Origin of the sequence: Microbacterium sp. AISO3 (assembly GCF_002204305.1) — a bacterium.
Taxonomy (GTDB): domain Bacteria; phylum Actinomycetota; class Actinomycetes; order Actinomycetales; family Microbacteriaceae; genus Microbacterium; species Microbacterium arborescens.
Window position 1 is genome coordinate 99,216 of the sequence record NZ_NHRF01000001.1, and the last position, 16,236, is coordinate 115,451.

The following is a 16,236-nucleotide window of genomic DNA, read 5'->3' on the forward strand; positions in this document are numbered from 1 at the left end:
TATTCGGTCGTAATGGTCTCGACCGGCCTTACCGTGGAGGTGATCGAGAGGAGATCACCATGACCGACGAGACCCCCACCGTGATCCGCAACGACGAGCAGGACCGCTACGACCTCCACGTCGGCGACGTGGCCGCCGGTTTCGCCGCTTTCCGGCGCGACGACGAGGGACGCCTGGTGTTCGATCACACCGAGGTCGACAAGGCCTTCGGCGGGCGCGGCCTCGGCAAGGCGCTGGCCGCCGATGCGCTCGCCGACGTCGCGCGACGTGGCGAGACCGTCGTTCCCGAGTGCCCGTTCATCGTGAAGTTCCTTCGTGAGAACGAGGTTCCCGGCCTGAAGATCGCGTGGCGCGACGAGGATGCCGTCGACGCCGCTGCCCCGGCGGAACCGTCGGCGTGACCCGCTTCGACGCCGAGACGGCGCCCGTCGACGAAGACCCGGGGGCGGGATCGCCGGGTCCCCGGCGCGCGCTGCTTGAGGCGCGCGAGGTTCCGCTCGGAGGCGTGCGCGCGATGTCGGTGCACCGCTTCCTGCCGCAGCGCGATCTGCCGCTCGTCGGCGCCTGGTGCTTTCTCGACCGGTTCGGCCCGCAGCGCACGCGCATGCGCGTCGAGCCGCATCCGCACATCGGACTGCAGACCGTCACCTGGCCGCTCGCCGGTGAGGTGCACCACCGCGACACCCTCGGCAGCGACGTCGTCATCGAGCGCGGCGCGCTGAACATCATGACCAGCGGTGCCGGCATCGCCCACTCCGAGTACTCGGTCGGCGACGAGCCGATCCCGCTCGACGCGCTGCAGCTGTGGGTGGCCCTCCCCGAGGAGCGCCGCCACGGCGCTCCCGACTTCGAGCGTCACGACGACCTGCCCGAGCTCGACCTCGGCGGCGGGGCCACGGCGACCGTCGTCGTGGGTGAGCTCGCCGGCGCCGTCTCGCCCGCGACGATGCATACGCCGATCGTCGGCGCGGAGCTCCGACTGCCCGCCGGGGCGATCGTCGACCTGCCCCTCGAGACCGCGTGGGAGTACGCCGTCGTGCCGGTCTTCGGATCGGTTCGTGTGGAGGGGACGGATGAGGCGGCCGAGGCAGGCGCGGACGCCGAGACGCAGGGTGCCGTCGCACCCGGCGCCCTGCTCTACCTCGGTGACGGTCGTCGCGGCACCCGCCTGACCGCCGGCGACGAGGATGCGACGGTCTTCCTCCTGGGCGGCGAGCCCTTCGGCGACGAGATCGTCATGTGGTGGAACTTCGTCGGCCGCAGCCACGACGAGATCGAGGTCGCGCGCGAGGAGTGGGAAGCGGCATCCGATCGATTCGGCCACGTCACGGGCCACGGCGACGAGCGCATCCCCGCGCCGCCGCTCCCGCACGTGCGGCTGACGCCCCGCCGCCGGCTCTGACCCATCCGCTGATGGAGGCGTGGCCCGGTTCGAGCCACGCCCCCGACCCGACGTGGCCCGTCAGACGCGTTCGGTGTGAAGGAGCGTCTGCAGCAGCGACCTCGCTCTCGCGTGTCGACTGCGAACCGTGGCGGCATTCATTCCCAGGTGCCGCGCGGCCTCCACCAGCGTGAAGCCATCCCAGTAGACGAGGCGGATGATCTCCTGATCGATCACCTGGAGCTGGGTGATCGCAGCGCGCACATCGGCGGCATGATCCTGCTCCTCGGTCCGGGGCAACTCCGCGAGGTGTCGTGCGAGCTTGTTCGCGAGCGCATGCCGACGTGCATGCGACCGCCGGCCTTGAGAAAGAACGCGGCGAGCGATACCGAACATCCACATCCGGGCTTCGACGGCCTCGGAGGGGACCGACCGCGCCTTACGCCACACGACGACGAGGGTTTCTCCCAAGAGGTCTGCGGCATCTTCGCGATCGGGCACACGCCGGACGAAGTAGTCCAGGAGCGCACCGGCGTGATCCTTCACGAGCTGGGCGACGCGCTGGTCGTTCGTCGGCGCGGGCTCAGATGCGCCCGTCAATGCAGCTGTCCCGTGCAGTCGGTGTCTCGGCCGAGCCCGCCGTCGCCCGGAAGGATGTAGTCGTCAACCCCGGCGAAGATCACATCGCCCGCCGCTCCGAACCACGGCGAGAAAAGACCAGCGGCCTCGCGCTCCAAAGCCCTCTCGTAGATCTTCTGTCCGACACCATCCCAGTTCTGAGCCGCGATGTACTCGACGGCCTCGGTGTTCGTTTCGACGTAGTCGAGTTCGCCGTTGAAGAGCTCGATCGAGCAAGAGATCTCACGACCGGTGTCGGTGACGTACGAGACGGGAATCTCGAAGTCGGGAATCATTCGCGGATCGGTGCCGGCTGTGGACGCGAGTGCGATTCCCGGCAAGGCGAGCACCGGCAAAGCGACCCACGACAGCCGGCGGACACGCCGCCGGCGCGCCGCATGAACGCGCGCTGCGATCCCGACGCGATCTACTTCAGCTGCGACCATTCCGTCCGTTGATACGCGGCGCGGGGCACTTGCCCGCAACAGGTCATCAATCGATGTGTCCATGGAGTCCTCCTCGGTGCTCACCACGTACATGGCCGGACCTCGGCCGAACGTTGCACGACAGCGAGAGGTCGTGAAGGAGCCGCGTGGTCAGCCTCGCTCATCACCCCGTCCGCGGAACATCGCGATAGGCGCGACCTGAGACCATCCGAGGCTCTCGTAAAGCTTGCGTCCGTCGGCGCTCGCCACGAGGATTCCCGTCGTCGCCCGCTGCTCGGCCGCCCAGGCGGCGAGGCCGGTCATGATCAGGCGCCCGAGCCCTCGGCGTTGGAATGCCGACATCGTCCTGATGCGATCGAACACCGCGTCGCTGGCAGCCACGGCGACCTGCCCGTGAGCGGCCAGCTCGCCGTCCATATGGATCCGGGCGTAAGCCACCGGCCCGTCCTGCTCGATTTCGACCTCGGTCGGCACGATGCCCGGCTGGATACGCGCGCTCATCATGCATTCGCTCGTGTTCGCGGGATCGAGAACAGCGACAGCGTCATGCATCGACGCGTCGAGTTCGCCGATGAGAGTCAACCTCACATCGGGCTCGCTCGTCACGGCGACCAGGCGGTCGATTTCTGTCAGCGACGCCGTCGACGCGACGCGTTCCTGGGAACGGCCGTCTGCCCCGACCTCCACGAGCCAGCTGTCGCCATCGCGGCATCGTTGCATCTGCCGCGAATTGCACCACCCCGTGACCCATCGGTCTACCCAGGCACTCGTCATGATCGTCCTCACTGGCCGCCGTACCCGCCGGCCGCTCACCCTCGAGACACTGACACGAATCCGCCTCTCGTCGCAGGCTACCGATGTCGATGCTCCAGCCCGGGCTCATTCCTCGGGCGACCGACGGACGGAGGCGAGGACCGACCAGCCTCGGTGGGAGGATGAAGAGCATGACGCACCCGCCGAGCACCGATGTCGATTCCACAGCGCCCGCCAACCGCTATGCGTCCGCCCCGGCCTGGCGGGCCGTAGACGATTACTTCACCGACGCGCTCGTCCGCGAGGACGACGCACTGGCATCCGCGCGCGAGTCCGGCGAACGCACGACGATGCCGAACGCCGAGGTCGCCGCCAACCAGGGCGCGCTCCTCGGGCTCATCACCCAGCTCTCCGGCGCTCGACGAGTCCTCGAATTCGGCACCCTCGCTGGCTACTCGACGATCTGGTTCGCCCGTGCTGTCGGCCCGGAAGGGAAGGTCGTCACCTTCGAGCTCGAGCCGGCCAACGCGGAGGTTGCACGAGAGAACTTCGAGCGAGCGGGCCTCGCCGACCGGATCGAGCTCGTCGAGGGCTCGGCCGCGGATTCCGCCGAACGACTCATCAGTGAAGGCACCGAACCATTCGACCTGGTGTTCATCGATGCGGATAAGCCCAGCAACCCTCTGTACTTGCAGGCTGCTCTCGAGCTCACGGGTCCCGGCGCGGTCATCATCATCGACAACGTCGTGCGCGACGGTGCCGTCGCTGACGCGGGCTCGGACGATCCCCGCGTGATCGGTGTGCGAGACGTCGTCGACGCCATCGCCGCACGAGACGATCTGACAGCCACGGCGCTGCAAACCGTCGGCGTGAAAGGCTGGGACGGGCTGATCATCGCCCGTCGGACCTGATCCCTGTCCCGCAGCCGCGGAGCTGGGCGACTAGCGGACCGCGGCGAGGACCTCCTGCTCCTCGTCCCTTGTCAGCCCGGAGCGCCGGGGCCGGTCGAGCCCGCGCGAGATCTCGTCCGTGAGCACACGGGTCAGGGTGTCAGCGAGCGGTCGCGACCGACCTCCTGTGGCAACGAAGGCGCTTCCCGCTCGCTGGGCAAAGCCCGCGGCCTCGATCGGCAGCCATAACGGGAGAGACCGGGGGCCGGCCCAATAATGCACGTCGAGAGCGAGGAGCTCTTCGTCGTCAACCGTGATGAGTTCGCCGTCGAACCCGGCGACCGACCGTGCGGCACGAAAGAAGTCCTCCATGGTGTGAACCTCACCGACGGCATTGACGACGCCGGCGATCCCGGCCGCGCCCGCGCTGACGATCCAGTCCGCGAGGTCCTCGACGTCGATGAACTGGACGAATCGCTGACTCATCGTCGGAGCGAGCACGTTGCCACCGCGGTGCAGCCGCGCCGGCCAGTAGCCGAGGCGGTCGCTCGGATCACCCGGACCCGCGATCAAACCGGGTCGGGCGATGAGCAGGCGGTCACCGAGCTCTGCCGCGGAGGCCCGTTCGGCGGCCACTTTCGCGTCGGGATACTCGGCGAGGTTCTGTGGGTCGACCAGCTGCGCCGTTTCGTCGGCGCCGGGCGTGCTGTTGTCCGCGTATACCGACACGCTCGAGACGAGAGTCCAGTGCGCCGCTCGGGCCGCGAGCGCCTTCAGAGCGGACTCGACGAGCTGCGGCTCGGAGGCGAGCTCGACAACGTCATCCCATTCACCCCCGAGACCCTCGTAAGCCCCGGCGAGCGATCGGTCGGCGCGCACGAGTCGCACACCATCCGGCGCCGGTCCCGACTCGCCGCGCGCCAGGCAGACCACCTCGGCTCCGCTCTCGTGCGCCCGTCGCGCAACCTCGCGCCCCAGCCATCCGGTTCCGCCCAGCACGAGGATCCGTCTCATGCCCGCCAGTCAACAGGCACCGACCGACGCAGAGGAGTCACCTTCGCTATAGGCGCAAACTGCGCCGGGTGCGCCCGGGCGAAGCGCGGTTGTTGAATGGTGCGATGAGCGCTCTCACCGACTACATCGCAGCGTGGAAGACGAACGACACCGAGCGGATCGTCGAGACCGTCACGGAGGATGTCGTGATCACCGAGAGCTTCGGGCCTGTGTACTACGGCCGGGAGCGCGTGCGGGAGTGGTGCGAGAAGTGGAACGAGGAGGGGTCGCGCGTTCTCGACTGGACGATCACGAACGAAGCCCGGGCCGGAGATCTCCTCGTGGCCGAGTGGCGTTTCGAGTACCACCAGAACGGTGAGGACCGGAGGCTCCTGGGGGCGACCATCGCAACCGAGCGCGACGGCAAGATCGCGCAGCTTCGCGAGTACGCCGTCACCGACGATCTCTACACCTGGGAAGGCGAGTGGAAATGACCGCCGCCGCGACCGGAGGCCTCGCCCGGATTCGTCGCGCAGGCCGACGTGGTCGACGGCTTGCCGGCAAGGCCCGGGGCGGGGCACGACGCCGCGATGACCGCAGCCGGCGTGCCCCGCATCCGCTGCACAGCACGAGCGAGCAGAGGCACTGCCCAGAACACGGCGAGCGGCACGACGACCGTGATCACCAGAGCTGTCCTCGCGACATCGGGCCAGCCAGCGGTCATCGGAGCGGTGAGAGCCGATACTCCGAGTGAGAGCGGCAGGATCACCGCCCACGTCACGAGTGCCTGAAGGGGGCGCGGAAGCGGTCGCATGAAAACTCCAAACGTTCGGTTGGACTAACGCTAGCAGAATCCAACTGAACGGTTGGCATCTGTCGACATCGGCGGGGACGGCTGCGACATCATCCGCGAGGCTGATGTCGCTCATCCACGCGAGCGACGACGCAGACAGCGGGTCTTCGTAGCGTCGATGGCATGACGAAGCCCCGCCTCCCCCGCGACATCCCACCCGGCGCCGCCGCCCTCGGCATGGCAGCCATCCTGCTGACGTTGTCGGGCTGCGCCGCCATCGACTCGGTCGCCTACGGTCGAGCGGAGAGCTCTTACGCGACGGCCCAGGAGTTCGCGCAGGCGCGCGGCGAAGCACCCGCGTGGCTGCCGCCCGACGCGCGTGAGATCACGCGGGTCGTGTCGACCCGGGCCGAGGCCGAGTCACTCCTGTTCTCGAGCGAGGACGGACTTGCAGCGTGCGAGGACGTCGAGCGGGTCTCGGCGCCGACCATGGAGATCGCCTCGGCTCCCGATGTCTACGCGATCGACCGTGTCGCCGTCTGCGGCGAGTGGGCAGTGGCGGAGAGCGACGGGACGTTCTACGCATGGACGCCAGCGCAGGAGGCCCAGTGATCCGGATCCGGCCGGTCTTTAGACTCGGTGGGATGGACGTCACTCTGCGCCCCGCGGTCCGAGCCGACATCGAGTGGCTCGTCGACCTGCGCGCCGACGTGCTGCGCGTCGACCTCGAGCGCCTCGGCCGCTTCGACGAGCACCGCGTGCGCGAGCGGATGCGCGCGGGCTTCCGACCCGAGTGGACCCGCATCATCGTCGTCGAGGGAACGGATGCCGGCTGCATCACGACCCGCCCAGACGGCGCCACCCGCTGGATCGAGCACTTCTACCTACCCGTCTCCGTGCAGGGGCGAGGCATCGGCAGCACCGTTCTACGGTCGGTGATCTCCCAGCCGCACGACGGACCGACGCGCCTGAACGTCCTGCAGGGCAGCGCCGCGCGGCGCTTGTACGAGCGGCACGGCTTCACCCTCGACAGCGAGGACGACGTCGACGTGTGGCTGACCCTGCGGGCAGAGGCCTGATCCCGAACGCCGATATCGTCGCCGTGTGCAGCGATTCGTCCGATTCCAGAGCGCGGTTCCCAACCGGAACGGACGCTTCCCCGGCGTCTTCGCCCTAGCGAACGGCCTGGCGCACGACGGCATGCTCCAACCCGAGGACGAAGTCTGGTGGCGGGCGGCGAACGATCGCGCCAACAGCCTCTACGACGCACCGGCTGAGGCCTATGGCCCGTATGCGCCTCCCGGCGGGCGCTCGTGGTTCAAAACTGAAGCGCACGACATTCTCGCGCTGGCGGCGGGATACCTCGACCTGCTCGACCGCTACGACGTTCCCTGGCACGAGGTCCGGACGACTCATCCGGGAACGATCCTCTACGAGGACCCCGTGCAGGTGGTCGCTCTCCCCTTCACGCACGCGCAGAGTTGGCCGTTCACCAGACAGAGCTCGTGACGAATCTCCGTCATCGGGCGCTGGCCGTCGCCGAGGGCACGGCGTACTTGAACCCGACGTGCGAGTCGGCGAACCCGAGCCTGCGGTAGAAGCGGTGCGCGTCGACGCGCGCGGCATCCGATGTGAGCTGCACGAGAGAGGCGCCGAGCTCGACCGCCGCGGCATCCATCACCCACCGCATGAGCGCCGTGCCGATGCCGGATGAGCGTTCGGTGCTCGCGACGCGTACGGCCTCGACGAGGAGACGGGTGCTCCCCCGCCGCGCCATCCCGGGGATGAGGGTCAGCTGCAGGGTCGCCACGACCTGCCCCGTCTCGTCGACCGCGACCAGCAGCTCGTTGGCGGGGTTCGCGACGATCCGTTCGAGCGCGTCTGCGTACGCGCCGCGGTCCTCGTCGCGGGCAAGGTCGCCACGCCCCGCGCTGATCGGGTCGTCCGACAGCAGTAGCACGATCGCATCGAGATCATCCGACGTCGCGCGACGGATGACGACATCCGCCGAGCGGGCGCGGACGGTTGCCGGGAGGTTCAAGCCGTTGATCACGGTCTCTATTCTCGGGCTGTCTCCGGTACGCGCTCAGCGCCGCGTGAGGTTGCCGTCGGCCCATTCGCCCAGCTGGCTGAGGATCGGCACCAGGCGCGAGCCGGCCTCGGTCAGCGCGTAGGTGACCGCGACGGGCGGTCCCGGCTCGACCCGCCGGACGACGAGTCCGACATCCGAGAGCTCGGTGAGCCGGTCGGAGAGCACCGCGTCGCTGATACCGGCGACGGCGCGACGCAGGCCGACGAACGAGAGCTCGCCCTGCCCGAGCACGTCGACGATCATGCCGTTCCACCGCTTGCCGAGCACCGAGAACGCATGCGACACCGCGGCGTCGCACTGTCGCGCGTCGTGGGCATCGGTCATGCCTCCATCGTACGTGTGCTAGCGTTCCCGAAGTCGCTTTGTTTTTCATAGCCCCTCTGATCGGAGAAGCGCATGACCCTCTTCCGCCTGGATGCCAGCATCCTGCCCGCCACCTCTGCCAGCCGCGAGCTGGGCGACCTCGTCGAGGCCGAATGGCTCGCCGCCCACCCCTCGAGCGATGTCATGCGCCGCGACATCGCCGCCGACCCGGTCCCCGCGACCGCATGGCGGGATGCCGTGACGGCCGGATTCACGCCCGCCGAGCAGCAGACCGATGGCCAGCGCGACGCGATCGCCCTGCGCGAGCAGCTGGCCGACGAGCTGATCGGTGCCGACGCCCTGCTGTTCACCGTGCCGCTGTACAACTACGGCGTCTCGCAGCACGTGAAGACGTGGTTCGACCTGGCCTACACCGACCCGCGCATCGACCCGCAGGGAACCGCTCTGCGCGGCAAGCCGGCGACGCTCGTCACCGTGCTGGGCGGCAACTACGAGCCCGGCAGCCCGAAGGAGGGCTGGGACCACTCCACCGGGTGGCTCCGGCGCGTGTTCGCAGACGTGTGGGGCCTCGACCTCACGGTCGTCCACCGTCCCTTCACGCTCGTCGGCGTGAACCCTGCGCTCGACGCCTTCACCGAAGCCGCGGCCGAGCTGCGCGCCAACGCCGAACGGGATGCCGTCAGCGCCGGGCGTGCGCTCGCTGCATCCCGCACCGCCTGAAACACGACGACGGGGCGCCCGGACCGAAGTCCGAGCGCCCCGCGCATCCGCACAGAAGTGCGTCAGCCGGTCATCACCACAGCACGAGGAATCCGCTGAGCCCCAGCGATCCCTCGACCGTGTCGCTGCCGTTGTAGGTGGCGACGACGACCTTCAGCCCGCGCGACTGCCGGGGCAGTTCGACCCGCGCCGTGCCGTCGACGACATCCGCGCTGTACCGGGTCGAGTTCACCCAGATGTCGACGGTGCCCGTCGCGGGGGCGCCACCGGTCGGAGTGACCTTCACCGAGACGACGTAGGGCTGCGAGGCCGTTCCGACGTAACGGTTGAGAGACACGGTCGTCGCCGAGGCGAATTTGACGAATACCTCGTTCGACACCGCGGTTCCGGTCTGGGGGTTGCCCTCCGCCGTCGCGGTGACCCGCACCGACAGCGCCGTGCCGACATCGGCGCGCGTCACCTTGTACGACGCCGAGGTGGCACCCTCGATGGGCTCGCCGCCGCGAAGCCATTGGTACGCGACGCTGACCTCTGCGGGGTCCCACTCGCCAGCGGTCGCCTTCAGCGTGCCGCCGACCTTCGCCGACCCCGACACCTCGGGAGCGACGACCGCGACCGGCGCACCCTGGCCCGACTCGACCTCGACGATCGTCCGGATCGAGGAGTCGCCGTAGCGAACGACGCCGAGGTACGACGTCTCGGGCTCGAGGCCCGCCCACGACAGGGTGTAGGTCGCCTTCTCGCCCTGCACCGTCGGCAGCGGGTCGGGGGTCGCGGTGAACTCGCCGCCCGTCGCTCCCGCCGCCACGACCGCAGTGGTGAGGTCGTAGGTGAAGGGCTCGCTGAACGAGTACCGGTTGACCTTGACCAGGTAGGTGCCCGCGGTGGGGGCCGTGAGCGAGACGGCCTCGTTGGCCGATGCCGTCGCCGACGACCACTGCTCGTAGTAGCGCAGGTCGTCGGGACTGACCACGCGGTACACCGTCATGTCGAGGTCGGTCGTCTCCGTCGCCTCGGTCTCGACGGCGAAGCGCGCGAACTCGGTGCCCTCGGGGACGTCGACGATCTCGTAGGTGTTGAAGCCGGCCTCGCCCTCGTCGTAGAACGAGTCCTGGTCACCGGAGTGGCCGGGCACCTCGGGGAAGTCCGGGTTCACGCGCAGCTCCTGCGGCACGAGACCCGACAGGCCGAGGTCGATCTCACCCGTCAGCGACGGCGCGACCGTGACGTCGACCGAGCCGGTCGTGCCGGCGCCCGACACGGACTCGGGAGCGTCGACCGGCACCGGGAACACCGCGATCGGCGAGCGCACGTCGTTCGCCCCGCCCGTCCAGGTGAGGAAGCCGGTGGCCCACTCGCCCATCGCAGCATCGACGCGCGACAGCGTGATCTCGACCGTGGCCGACTCGCCGGCGCCGAGGGTCACCGACGACGGCGAGACCTGCACGTCGATGCCGGGAACGGATGCCTGCGCCTCGTACGTCCCGGCCTCGGTGGCCGTGATCGTACGGGTCACCGTCTGCGGCGCGCCGAGCGCGCCGACGCCGATGGAGGGCAGGTTGAGGTCGCTCGGGTCGATCGGGTCGACACCGAAGTCTCGCAGCCCCAGGCCCTGCAGGTAGGCGGCCCAGTCGGCCGGACCGTTCAGGTAGAGCAGGCCCGGCTCGAAGTACTTCGTCGGGTCGGTCTGACCAGCACCCTGCGTGAACGGGTCGGTGACGGCGTCGCCGGCTGCGTCCACGGTGTCGTAGGCGGTCGTCATCATCGCCGACTTCACCTCGGCGGGCGTCGCCTGCGGGTGCTCGCCGAAGTAGAGCGCGGCGAGTCCGGCGACGTGCGGCGACGACATCGAGGTGCCGGAGAGGATGCCGAAGGTCGGGTCCTCGCCGATGCCGTTCTCGGTGGCCGCGAGGATCGCGACGCCAGGAGCGGTGATGTCGGGCTTGATGACGTCGCTGCCGTCGGCGAGCATCGGTCCGCGGCTCGAGAAGCCCGCCACCTGGGGAACCGGGGTCTCGGTGCCGGTGACGTTCTCGCCGATCAGGGTGACGACGCGGTCGGTGCCTCCCTGGACGTACTCGAGCACAGCCGGGCGGGCGGTGTCGGCGACGTGCACGGTGGGAACCGAGTGGAAGTCGTTGTCGAGCGAGGCGGGCGTGACGTTGGTCAGGATCATGCCGATTCCGCCGGCCTCTTCGACCGCCTGCGACTTCTCGACACGAGCGTTCGATCCGCGGTCGCAGACGACGATCTTGCCGGTGACCTTCGCCGGGTCGAGCGAGCCGAGCAGGCAGAGCTCGGGCGTCGTGGCGCCGGCCAGGCCGGCATCGCCGGCGAACACGGACGGGCCCGAGATCGTGTCGCCGAATCCGACCGACACCGACGCGCCGGGGAACTGCGCGGCGGACGTGTCGCCCTCCTCGCCGAGGCGGACGGTGCCCTCCCAGGTCGGAATCGTGGATGCCGCGACCGTGGCGTACCACGGCGACGCGTGGTCGGCCGTGACCGGGTCGGGTCCGGAGTTGCCGGCGCTCGTCGCGACGAAGACACCGGCCGCTGCCGCGTTGAAGAACGAGATGTCTTCCGGCGCGAGCACGGTCGTGGCCGAGCCGCCGCCGATCGAGTAGTTGATCACGTCGACGCCGTCGGCGACGGCCTGGTCGATCGCGGCCAGCAGGTCGCTCAAGGCGCAGATGTCGTCGGTCGTCACGAGCGGGTCGGGACCGACGTAGCAGGCCTTGTACGACGCGACCTTGGCAGCCGGTGCGACGCCGGAGATCGAGCCGAAGTCGATTCCCTCGACGGTGGCCTCGACGCCGTTGTTGCCCGCGGCGGTGCTCGCCGTGTGCGATCCGTGCCCGTCGCCGTCGCGCGGCGACAGGTGGTCGTCGGCGAACGAGAACCCGTTGGCTGCGGCGCCGTCGCCGAAGTAGTGCGCAGCGATGAGCTTGGTGTTCAGCAGCGACGGGTCCCAGGCATCCTTCGTGCCGGCATCCTGATCGACGATCGTGCTGCGGAACTCGCCGCCGTCGGCCTTCGTGAACACGACCTCGTCACCGTCGCGGTAGGGCTGATCGCCCGGCGAGGTGCCGAGCGCGTCGCCGGCGAACGCGGGGTTCTCGGGCGCGATGCCCGTGTCGACGACGCCGACGACGACGCCTTCGCCCGCCGCATCGATGCCGCCGACCTTCTCCCAGACACCGCCGGTGCCTTCGAGCCCGAGGAACTCGGTCGACGGCACGGCGTCGACGTGGCGGATCTCGTCGGGGAAGACGCCGAGCACGCCCTTCTTGGCAGCCAGCTTGCCCGCCTGGTCGGCCGTCAACTGAGCCGCGAACCCGTTGAGGGTGGTCTGGTAGGTCGCGTCGGGAGTCGCGCCGACTTCGCTCGCGACCTCTTCTTGACGCTGCTCGAGGAAGCCCGAGTAGTCGGTCACGGCGCGGGACTGGGCGTCGAGACGCTCGCCCTCGTCAGGCTTGGTCGGCGCGAGGCCGGCCTCGCCGCCCTCGTAGGTCGCGACAGGGGCCTCATCGAGCAGGACGATGTAGCGCCCGCTCTCGCTCTCGATCGGAACCGGGATGTTCACCCCCTCTCCCGTTGCAGCGAAGGATGCCGTTGCGGCAGAGCTCGTGAACAGTGCAGCCAGGGATACAGCCGCGACTGTTCGCAGGGTGGTGCGAACCATGTGCGCTCCAGTGGGGGGATGGATGAGCAGTCCGCGCGGCGTCGGCGGCGCGCGGTGAAGTCAACCTAGCTCACAGTTCCGACACAAGGAACCCTCGGCTTTCATTCAGGTCACGGAAGCGCCACCCCGACCGAGGATTTCTCACGGCCCACGAGGGAACCGCCCTGCGCGCGTCCCATAGGCTGGGCGGGTGGCCCCGGCATCCCGCCTTTCGACGCGCGTTCTGCTCGTCTGCGCTGCCATCGGCGTCGCCACAGGTCTGCTCGGCGGCATCGAGGGATGGCTCGCCGTCCCCGTCATCACGGGTCTGCCGATCGTCTACGGCTTCCTCCTCGGCATCCACGTGCTGCCCGGAATCGTCGCGCAGGAGACCCTGCGGCTGCCCTGGGTCGCGCTCATCACGCACCTGATCGCGGCGCTCGCATCGTCGGCCGTCGCGCCGCCCTACACGTTCCAGTTCCTGGGGACCGCCGTACTTTTCGGCGGCCTGCAGGAGGGCGTCGCCGCTCTCGTCCGCTATCGCTCGTGGGCGCCCTGGCGGTTCTTCGTCTCGGGTCTCGTCATCGGCGTCGTCGTCGCCCTCGCGGTGTTCTTCGCCGCTCATCTCAGCGCCCTCCCGCTGTGGGCTCAGGTCACCTACCTGATCCTGGCCGTGCTCGGCCCCGTCGTCTGGACGGCGATCGGCCTGTGGATCGGCGTCGGCCTCCGCCGCGCCGGCGTCGCCCGGCGCTGAGCCCCTGCCGGCCTTTCGAGCCCAAGTTAGGGTCGGCTAAGCTAAGCGCAACCGATCCGATCCGAGGACGCCCGTGACATCCGCCGCATCCGGTGCCGCCACGGCGGGGACGCCGGTCGCTGCGACCGCATCCGCGCCGCTGCTCGCCGTGCGCAATCTCGCCGTGACCTACGAGGGATCGGATGCCGTGGCGACGCGCGGCGCGTCGTTCACCGTCACTCCCGGCGAGGTCGTGCTGCTGCTGGGGCCCAGCGGTTCGGGCAAGTCGACGGTCGCGCTGACGCTCAACGGGCTCATCCCCCAATCGATCCCGGCGACGACCGAGGGCAGGGTGCTCGTGTCGGGCGAGGATGCCGCGACCACCCCGATTCCGCGCCTGAGCACCCGTGTCGGCATGGTGTTCCAGGACCCCGACGCGCAGCTCGTCACCGGCACCCTGCTCGACGAGGTCGCCTTCGGCCCCGAGAACCTGCGGCTTCCCGTCGACGACGTCCTCGATCGCAGCGAGCGGGCGCTGCGCCGGATGGGTCTCTGGGAGCGGCGGCACGAGAACCCCGACCGCCTCTCCGGCGGGGGACGCCAGCGCCTTGCGATCGCGTGCGCGCTGGCGATGGACTCCCCCCTGCTCGTGCTCGACGAGCCCACCGCGAACCTCGACCCCGAGGGCATCGAAGACGTCTACGCCGCTCTGGGCGAGATCGCCGCCGCCGGCGACCGGGCGATCCTGCTCGTCGAGCACAATCTCGACGCGGCGATCGGCTTCACCGACCGCGTCGTCGTCCTCGATCACGGCGGCCGTACGATCGCCGACGGCCCGATCGACGCGGTGCTACGCGAACGGGCGGCCGAGCTGCACGAGATCGGCGTGTGGCTGCCGATCTCGACCCTCGCGGCCCTGCACCTCCGCGAGGCCGGCTACCCGCTCGACCCGCTCCCCCTGACGCCCGAAGAGCTGTGCGCGGGGCTCGAGGCCGCGGCATCCGGGCGCGAGAATCGGACGATTGCACCGTCGTCGGAGACATCCCCCGGTCCGCTCCGAGTTTCGCGCGACTCTCCGAGGCTCGCGACCGCACCCGCCGTCTCGGTGCGCGGTCTGACGCTGCGTCGAGGCCGGACGACGGTGCTGCACGACGTGGACCTCGAGGTCGCGACCGGCGAGTTCGTCGCGATCGTCGGCGCGAACGGGGCGGGGAAGACGAGCCTCGTCCAGGCGATCGCGGGCGTCGTCCGGGGACCGCGCGGGCGCATCGACGTCGGCGGTATCGACCCGAGCCGGGCGGACCCGCGCGCGGTGGCGGAGCGCATCGGGTTCGTCTTCCAGAACCCCGAGCACCAGTTCGTCGCGCACACCGTGTTCGACGAGCTCGCCCACGGCCTGCGGCGCCAGCGGGTGCCCGCCGAGGAGATCCGCGAGCGCGTCGATCGGATGCTGCGCCGCTTCGGCCTCGAGGCGCACGCCGGCCGGCATCCGTTCCTGCTGTCCGGCGGTCAGAAGCGTCGGCTCTCGGTCGGCACAGCGCTCATCGCCGGCGCTCCCGTGCTGGCGCTCGACGAGCCGACGTTCGGCCAGGACCGCGCGCGCGCCGATGAGCTGCTGCACCTGCTGCGCGACCTCAACCGCGATGGCACGACGATTCTCGTCGTCACGCACGACATGCAGCTGGTGAGCGAGTACGCCGAGCGCTGCGTCGTCGTCGGAGACGGCCGCATCGTCGCCGACGGTCCGACCGCAGACATCCTCGGCGACGACGAGCTCCTGCGTTCCGCGGCGCTTCGGATGCCGCCGCTGCGGCGCGCCCTGCACGGACTTGACGTGTTCCCGGAGCTGGCGGGCGTCGCGCGTCTCCGCGATCTGCCGCGAGGCCCTCGAGACCCGCGAGGCCGGCGATGAGCGCGACGGCGACCACCGCGATCGATCCCTACGCGGCCGCGCCGGCATCGCGTCGGCTGCTGTTCCGGCTCAACCCGCTGGCCAAGCTCGCGGCGCCCGTCCCCGCGATGGTCGCGCTGATCTTCACGCGCGATCTCGTCACGCCGCTCGCGATCCTCGCGCTCGCTTACGCGGTGCTGATCTTCGGCGCGCGCTGGACGCTCCGCACCGTTCTGCTGCTCGCGGTCGCCGTGCCGGTCGGCATCCTGCTCGTGGGCGCGGGGATGTCGCTGTGGGTCGACGCTGCGCGGGTGGCCGACACCCCCGTGCTGCTCCAGCTCGGCGCGTGGAGCCTGCAAGCCGGGGCGCTGCAGATCGGGATGGCGACCGGGTTGCGGCTCGGAGCGATCGCCGCGCTGGCGTTCATCGCCGGACTCACCACGACGGGGCCGGACCTCGTGCGGGCGACCGTCCAGCAGCTGCGGGTGCCCTACCGCGTCGGCTACACGGCGCTCGCGGCGTTCCGGTTCGTGCCGCGCTTCGGCTACGAGCTCGACCTCATCAGGCAGGCGCACCGGGTGCGCGGTGCCCACGGCGGGCGGGGGCCGTTCGCGGCGATCGCACGGTGGGGCGGTTACGTCGTCCCCCTGCTCGCAGGAGCCATCCGCCACGCCGAACGCGTCGCACTCGCGATGGACTCGCGCGCCTTCGGCGCACACCGCGATCGCACCGAGCGCCACCTCGTACCGTTCCGGCGGCGTGACGTCGTCTTCATCGTGGTCTTCTGGATGGCCTCGGCCGCGATCCTCATTCCCCTTTTCCCCTGGACCCCCTGATGCCGGCCACACCCCATCGAGTCGCCACGTATCGCGGATGCGGGGGCACCCGCATCCGCATTTGCTGGCGAGTCGACGGGTTGTGGCGAGCCCGGAAAGGAT

The 16,236-nt window shown here is 69.9% G+C and carries 19 protein-coding genes; 11 read left to right on the forward strand and 8 right to left on the reverse strand.

The features are described 5' to 3' along the window. Positions 1 to 59: 59 nt before the first annotated feature. Both CBF90_RS00430 and CBF90_RS00435 read left to right on the forward strand, forming a co-directional pair. Positions 60 to 401 (forward strand): GNAT family N-acetyltransferase, encoded by a 342-nt coding sequence (locus CBF90_RS00430; RefSeq protein ID WP_023953027.1) that lies wholly within the window; start codon positions 60 to 62, stop codon positions 399 to 401. Beyond that, positions 398 to 1,402 (forward strand): pirin family protein, encoded by a 1,005-nt coding sequence (locus CBF90_RS00435; RefSeq protein ID WP_242435542.1) that lies wholly within the window; start codon positions 398 to 400, stop codon positions 1,400 to 1,402. The genes CBF90_RS00430 and CBF90_RS00435 overlap by 4 nt, the downstream gene beginning before the upstream one ends. 60 nt (positions 1,403 to 1,462) lie before the next feature. Here the strand turns inward: CBF90_RS00435 and CBF90_RS00440 are convergent, their stop codons facing one another. The 3 genes from CBF90_RS00440 to CBF90_RS00450 are packed head-to-tail and all read right to left on the reverse strand — an operon-like array spanning position 1,463 to position 3,219. Further along, a complete protein-coding gene (locus CBF90_RS00440) occupies positions 1,463 to 1,981 on the reverse strand; it encodes an RNA polymerase sigma factor (RefSeq protein WP_023953031.1) in 519 nt (172 codons plus the stop codon). Beyond that, positions 1,978 to 2,538, reverse strand: a complete 561-nt coding sequence (locus tag CBF90_RS18145; RefSeq protein ID WP_141097105.1) for a hypothetical protein — start codon at positions 2,536 to 2,538, stop codon at positions 1,978 to 1,980. Before CBF90_RS18145 ends, CBF90_RS00440 begins: the two co-directional genes overlap by 4 nt. Positions 2,539 to 2,595: 57 nt before the next feature. Continuing rightward, the gene (locus CBF90_RS00450; RefSeq protein ID WP_137749794.1) at positions 2,596 to 3,219 is read right to left on the reverse strand and encodes a GNAT family N-acetyltransferase; all 624 of its coding nucleotides are present in this window, start codon (positions 3,217 to 3,219) and stop codon (positions 2,596 to 2,598) included. A 170-nt stretch (positions 3,220 to 3,389) separates the two neighbouring features. On the opposite strand from CBF90_RS00450, the gene CBF90_RS00455 reads away from it, so the two are divergent. Then, the gene (locus tag CBF90_RS00455) at positions 3,390 to 4,109 is read left to right on the forward strand and encodes an O-methyltransferase (RefSeq protein ID WP_023953036.1); all 720 of its coding nucleotides are present in this window, start codon (positions 3,390 to 3,392) and stop codon (positions 4,107 to 4,109) included. 30 nt (positions 4,110 to 4,139) lie between these two features. Here CBF90_RS00455 and CBF90_RS00460 read toward each other — a convergent pair whose 3' ends face one another. Then, a complete protein-coding gene (locus CBF90_RS00460) occupies positions 4,140 to 5,102 on the reverse strand; it encodes an NAD-dependent epimerase/dehydratase family protein (protein ID WP_088379634.1) in 963 nt (320 codons plus the stop codon). Positions 5,103 to 5,206: 104 nt separating this feature from the next. Between CBF90_RS00460 and CBF90_RS00465 the strand changes: the two genes are divergently transcribed. Then, complete coding sequence (locus CBF90_RS00465; RefSeq protein WP_088379635.1) at positions 5,207 to 5,575, forward strand: nuclear transport factor 2 family protein; 369 nt, start codon at positions 5,207 to 5,209, stop codon at positions 5,573 to 5,575. Here the strand turns inward: CBF90_RS00465 and CBF90_RS00470 are convergent. Further along, positions 5,548 to 5,895 (reverse strand): hypothetical protein, encoded by a 348-nt coding sequence (locus CBF90_RS00470; protein WP_088379636.1) that lies wholly within the window; start codon positions 5,893 to 5,895, stop codon positions 5,548 to 5,550. The genes CBF90_RS00465 and CBF90_RS00470 overlap by 28 nt on opposite strands. Positions 5,896 to 6,057: 162 nt before the next feature. Between CBF90_RS00470 and CBF90_RS00475 the strand changes: the two genes are divergently transcribed. Genes CBF90_RS00475 through CBF90_RS00485 form a run of 3 tightly spaced genes read left to right on the forward strand, consistent with a single transcriptional unit; the run spans position 6,058 to position 7,383 of the window. Beyond that, positions 6,058 to 6,486: a hypothetical protein gene (locus CBF90_RS00475; RefSeq protein WP_023953042.1), complete on the forward strand. Its 429-nt coding sequence runs from the start codon at positions 6,058 to 6,060 to the stop codon at positions 6,484 to 6,486. Positions 6,487 to 6,518: 32 nt separating this feature from the next. Next, positions 6,519 to 6,953: a GNAT family N-acetyltransferase gene (locus CBF90_RS00480; protein ID WP_036304710.1), complete on the forward strand. Its 435-nt coding sequence runs from the start codon at positions 6,519 to 6,521 to the stop codon at positions 6,951 to 6,953. Positions 6,954 to 6,978: 25 nt separating this feature from the next. Further along, positions 6,979 to 7,383, forward strand: coding sequence for a hypothetical protein (locus CBF90_RS00485; RefSeq protein WP_088379637.1), 405 nt, complete (start codon positions 6,979 to 6,981; stop codon positions 7,381 to 7,383). Between the two features lie 10 nt (positions 7,384 to 7,393). Here CBF90_RS00485 and CBF90_RS00490 read toward each other — a convergent pair whose 3' ends face one another. Then, positions 7,394 to 7,927 carry a GNAT family N-acetyltransferase gene (locus CBF90_RS00490; protein ID WP_088379638.1) on the reverse strand — a complete coding sequence of 178 codons (534 nt, stop codon included), beginning with the start codon at positions 7,925 to 7,927 and terminating at the stop codon, positions 7,394 to 7,396. A gap of 33 nt (positions 7,928 to 7,960) precedes the next feature. Continuing rightward, positions 7,961 to 8,290, reverse strand: a complete 330-nt coding sequence (locus CBF90_RS00495; protein ID WP_088379639.1) for a helix-turn-helix domain-containing protein — start codon at positions 8,288 to 8,290, stop codon at positions 7,961 to 7,963. 72 nt (positions 8,291 to 8,362) lie between these two features. Between CBF90_RS00495 and CBF90_RS00500 the strand changes: the two genes are divergently transcribed. Next, positions 8,363 to 9,010 (forward strand): FMN-dependent NADH-azoreductase, encoded by a 648-nt coding sequence (locus CBF90_RS00500; RefSeq protein WP_023953047.1) that lies wholly within the window; start codon positions 8,363 to 8,365, stop codon positions 9,008 to 9,010. A gap of 73 nt (positions 9,011 to 9,083) precedes the next feature. Here CBF90_RS00500 and CBF90_RS00505 read toward each other — a convergent pair whose 3' ends face one another. Next, positions 9,084 to 12,695 (reverse strand): S8 family serine peptidase, encoded by a 3,612-nt coding sequence (locus tag CBF90_RS00505; RefSeq protein ID WP_088379640.1) that lies wholly within the window; start codon positions 12,693 to 12,695, stop codon positions 9,084 to 9,086. Between the two features lie 190 nt (positions 12,696 to 12,885). On the opposite strand from CBF90_RS00505, the gene CBF90_RS00510 reads away from it, so the two are divergent. The 3 genes from CBF90_RS00510 (at position 12,886) to CBF90_RS00520 (ending at position 16,134) form a co-directional block, all read left to right on the forward strand. Continuing rightward, positions 12,886 to 13,428: an ECF transporter S component gene (locus CBF90_RS00510; protein WP_071918705.1), complete on the forward strand. Its 543-nt coding sequence runs from the start codon at positions 12,886 to 12,888 to the stop codon at positions 13,426 to 13,428. A gap of 73 nt (positions 13,429 to 13,501) precedes the next feature. Then, positions 13,502 to 15,319 carry an ABC transporter ATP-binding protein gene (locus CBF90_RS00515; RefSeq protein ID WP_088379641.1) on the forward strand — a complete coding sequence of 606 codons (1,818 nt, stop codon included), beginning with the start codon at positions 13,502 to 13,504 and terminating at the stop codon, positions 15,317 to 15,319. Next, positions 15,316 to 16,134 (forward strand): energy-coupling factor transporter transmembrane component T, encoded by an 819-nt coding sequence (locus CBF90_RS00520; RefSeq protein ID WP_088379642.1) that lies wholly within the window; start codon positions 15,316 to 15,318, stop codon positions 16,132 to 16,134. Before CBF90_RS00515 ends, CBF90_RS00520 begins: the two co-directional genes overlap by 4 nt. Positions 16,135 to 16,236 lie beyond the last annotated feature (102 nt).

Coding starts and splice junctions, on each gene's coding strand:
- CBF90_RS00430 (WP_023953027.1), top strand. CDS start 60: ATGACCGACGAGACCCCCACCGTGATCCGCAACGACGAGCAGGACCGC.
- CBF90_RS18145 (WP_141097105.1), bottom strand. CDS start 2,538: ATGTACGTGGTGAGCACCGAGGAGGACTCCATGGACACATCGATTGAT.
- CBF90_RS00450 (WP_137749794.1), bottom strand. CDS start 3,219: ATGACGAGTGCCTGGGTAGACCGATGGGTCACGGGGTGGTGCAATTCG.
- CBF90_RS00455 (WP_023953036.1), top strand. CDS start 3,390: ATGACGCACCCGCCGAGCACCGATGTCGATTCCACAGCGCCCGCCAAC.
- CBF90_RS00460 (WP_088379634.1), bottom strand. CDS start 5,102: ATGAGACGGATCCTCGTGCTGGGCGGAACCGGATGGCTGGGGCGCGAG.
- CBF90_RS00465 (WP_088379635.1), top strand. CDS start 5,207: ATGAGCGCTCTCACCGACTACATCGCAGCGTGGAAGACGAACGACACC.
- CBF90_RS00470 (WP_088379636.1), bottom strand. CDS start 5,895: ATGCGACCGCTTCCGCGCCCCCTTCAGGCACTCGTGACGTGGGCGGTG.
- CBF90_RS00475 (WP_023953042.1), top strand. CDS start 6,058: ATGACGAAGCCCCGCCTCCCCCGCGACATCCCACCCGGCGCCGCCGCC.
- CBF90_RS00480 (WP_036304710.1), top strand. CDS start 6,519: ATGGACGTCACTCTGCGCCCCGCGGTCCGAGCCGACATCGAGTGGCTC.
- CBF90_RS00495 (WP_088379639.1), bottom strand. CDS start 8,290: ATGACCGATGCCCACGACGCGCGACAGTGCGACGCCGCGGTGTCGCAT.
- CBF90_RS00500 (WP_023953047.1), top strand. CDS start 8,363: ATGACCCTCTTCCGCCTGGATGCCAGCATCCTGCCCGCCACCTCTGCC.
- CBF90_RS00505 (WP_088379640.1), bottom strand. CDS start 12,695: ATGGTTCGCACCACCCTGCGAACAGTCGCGGCTGTATCCCTGGCTGCA.
- CBF90_RS00520 (WP_088379642.1), top strand. CDS start 15,316: ATGAGCGCGACGGCGACCACCGCGATCGATCCCTACGCGGCCGCGCCG.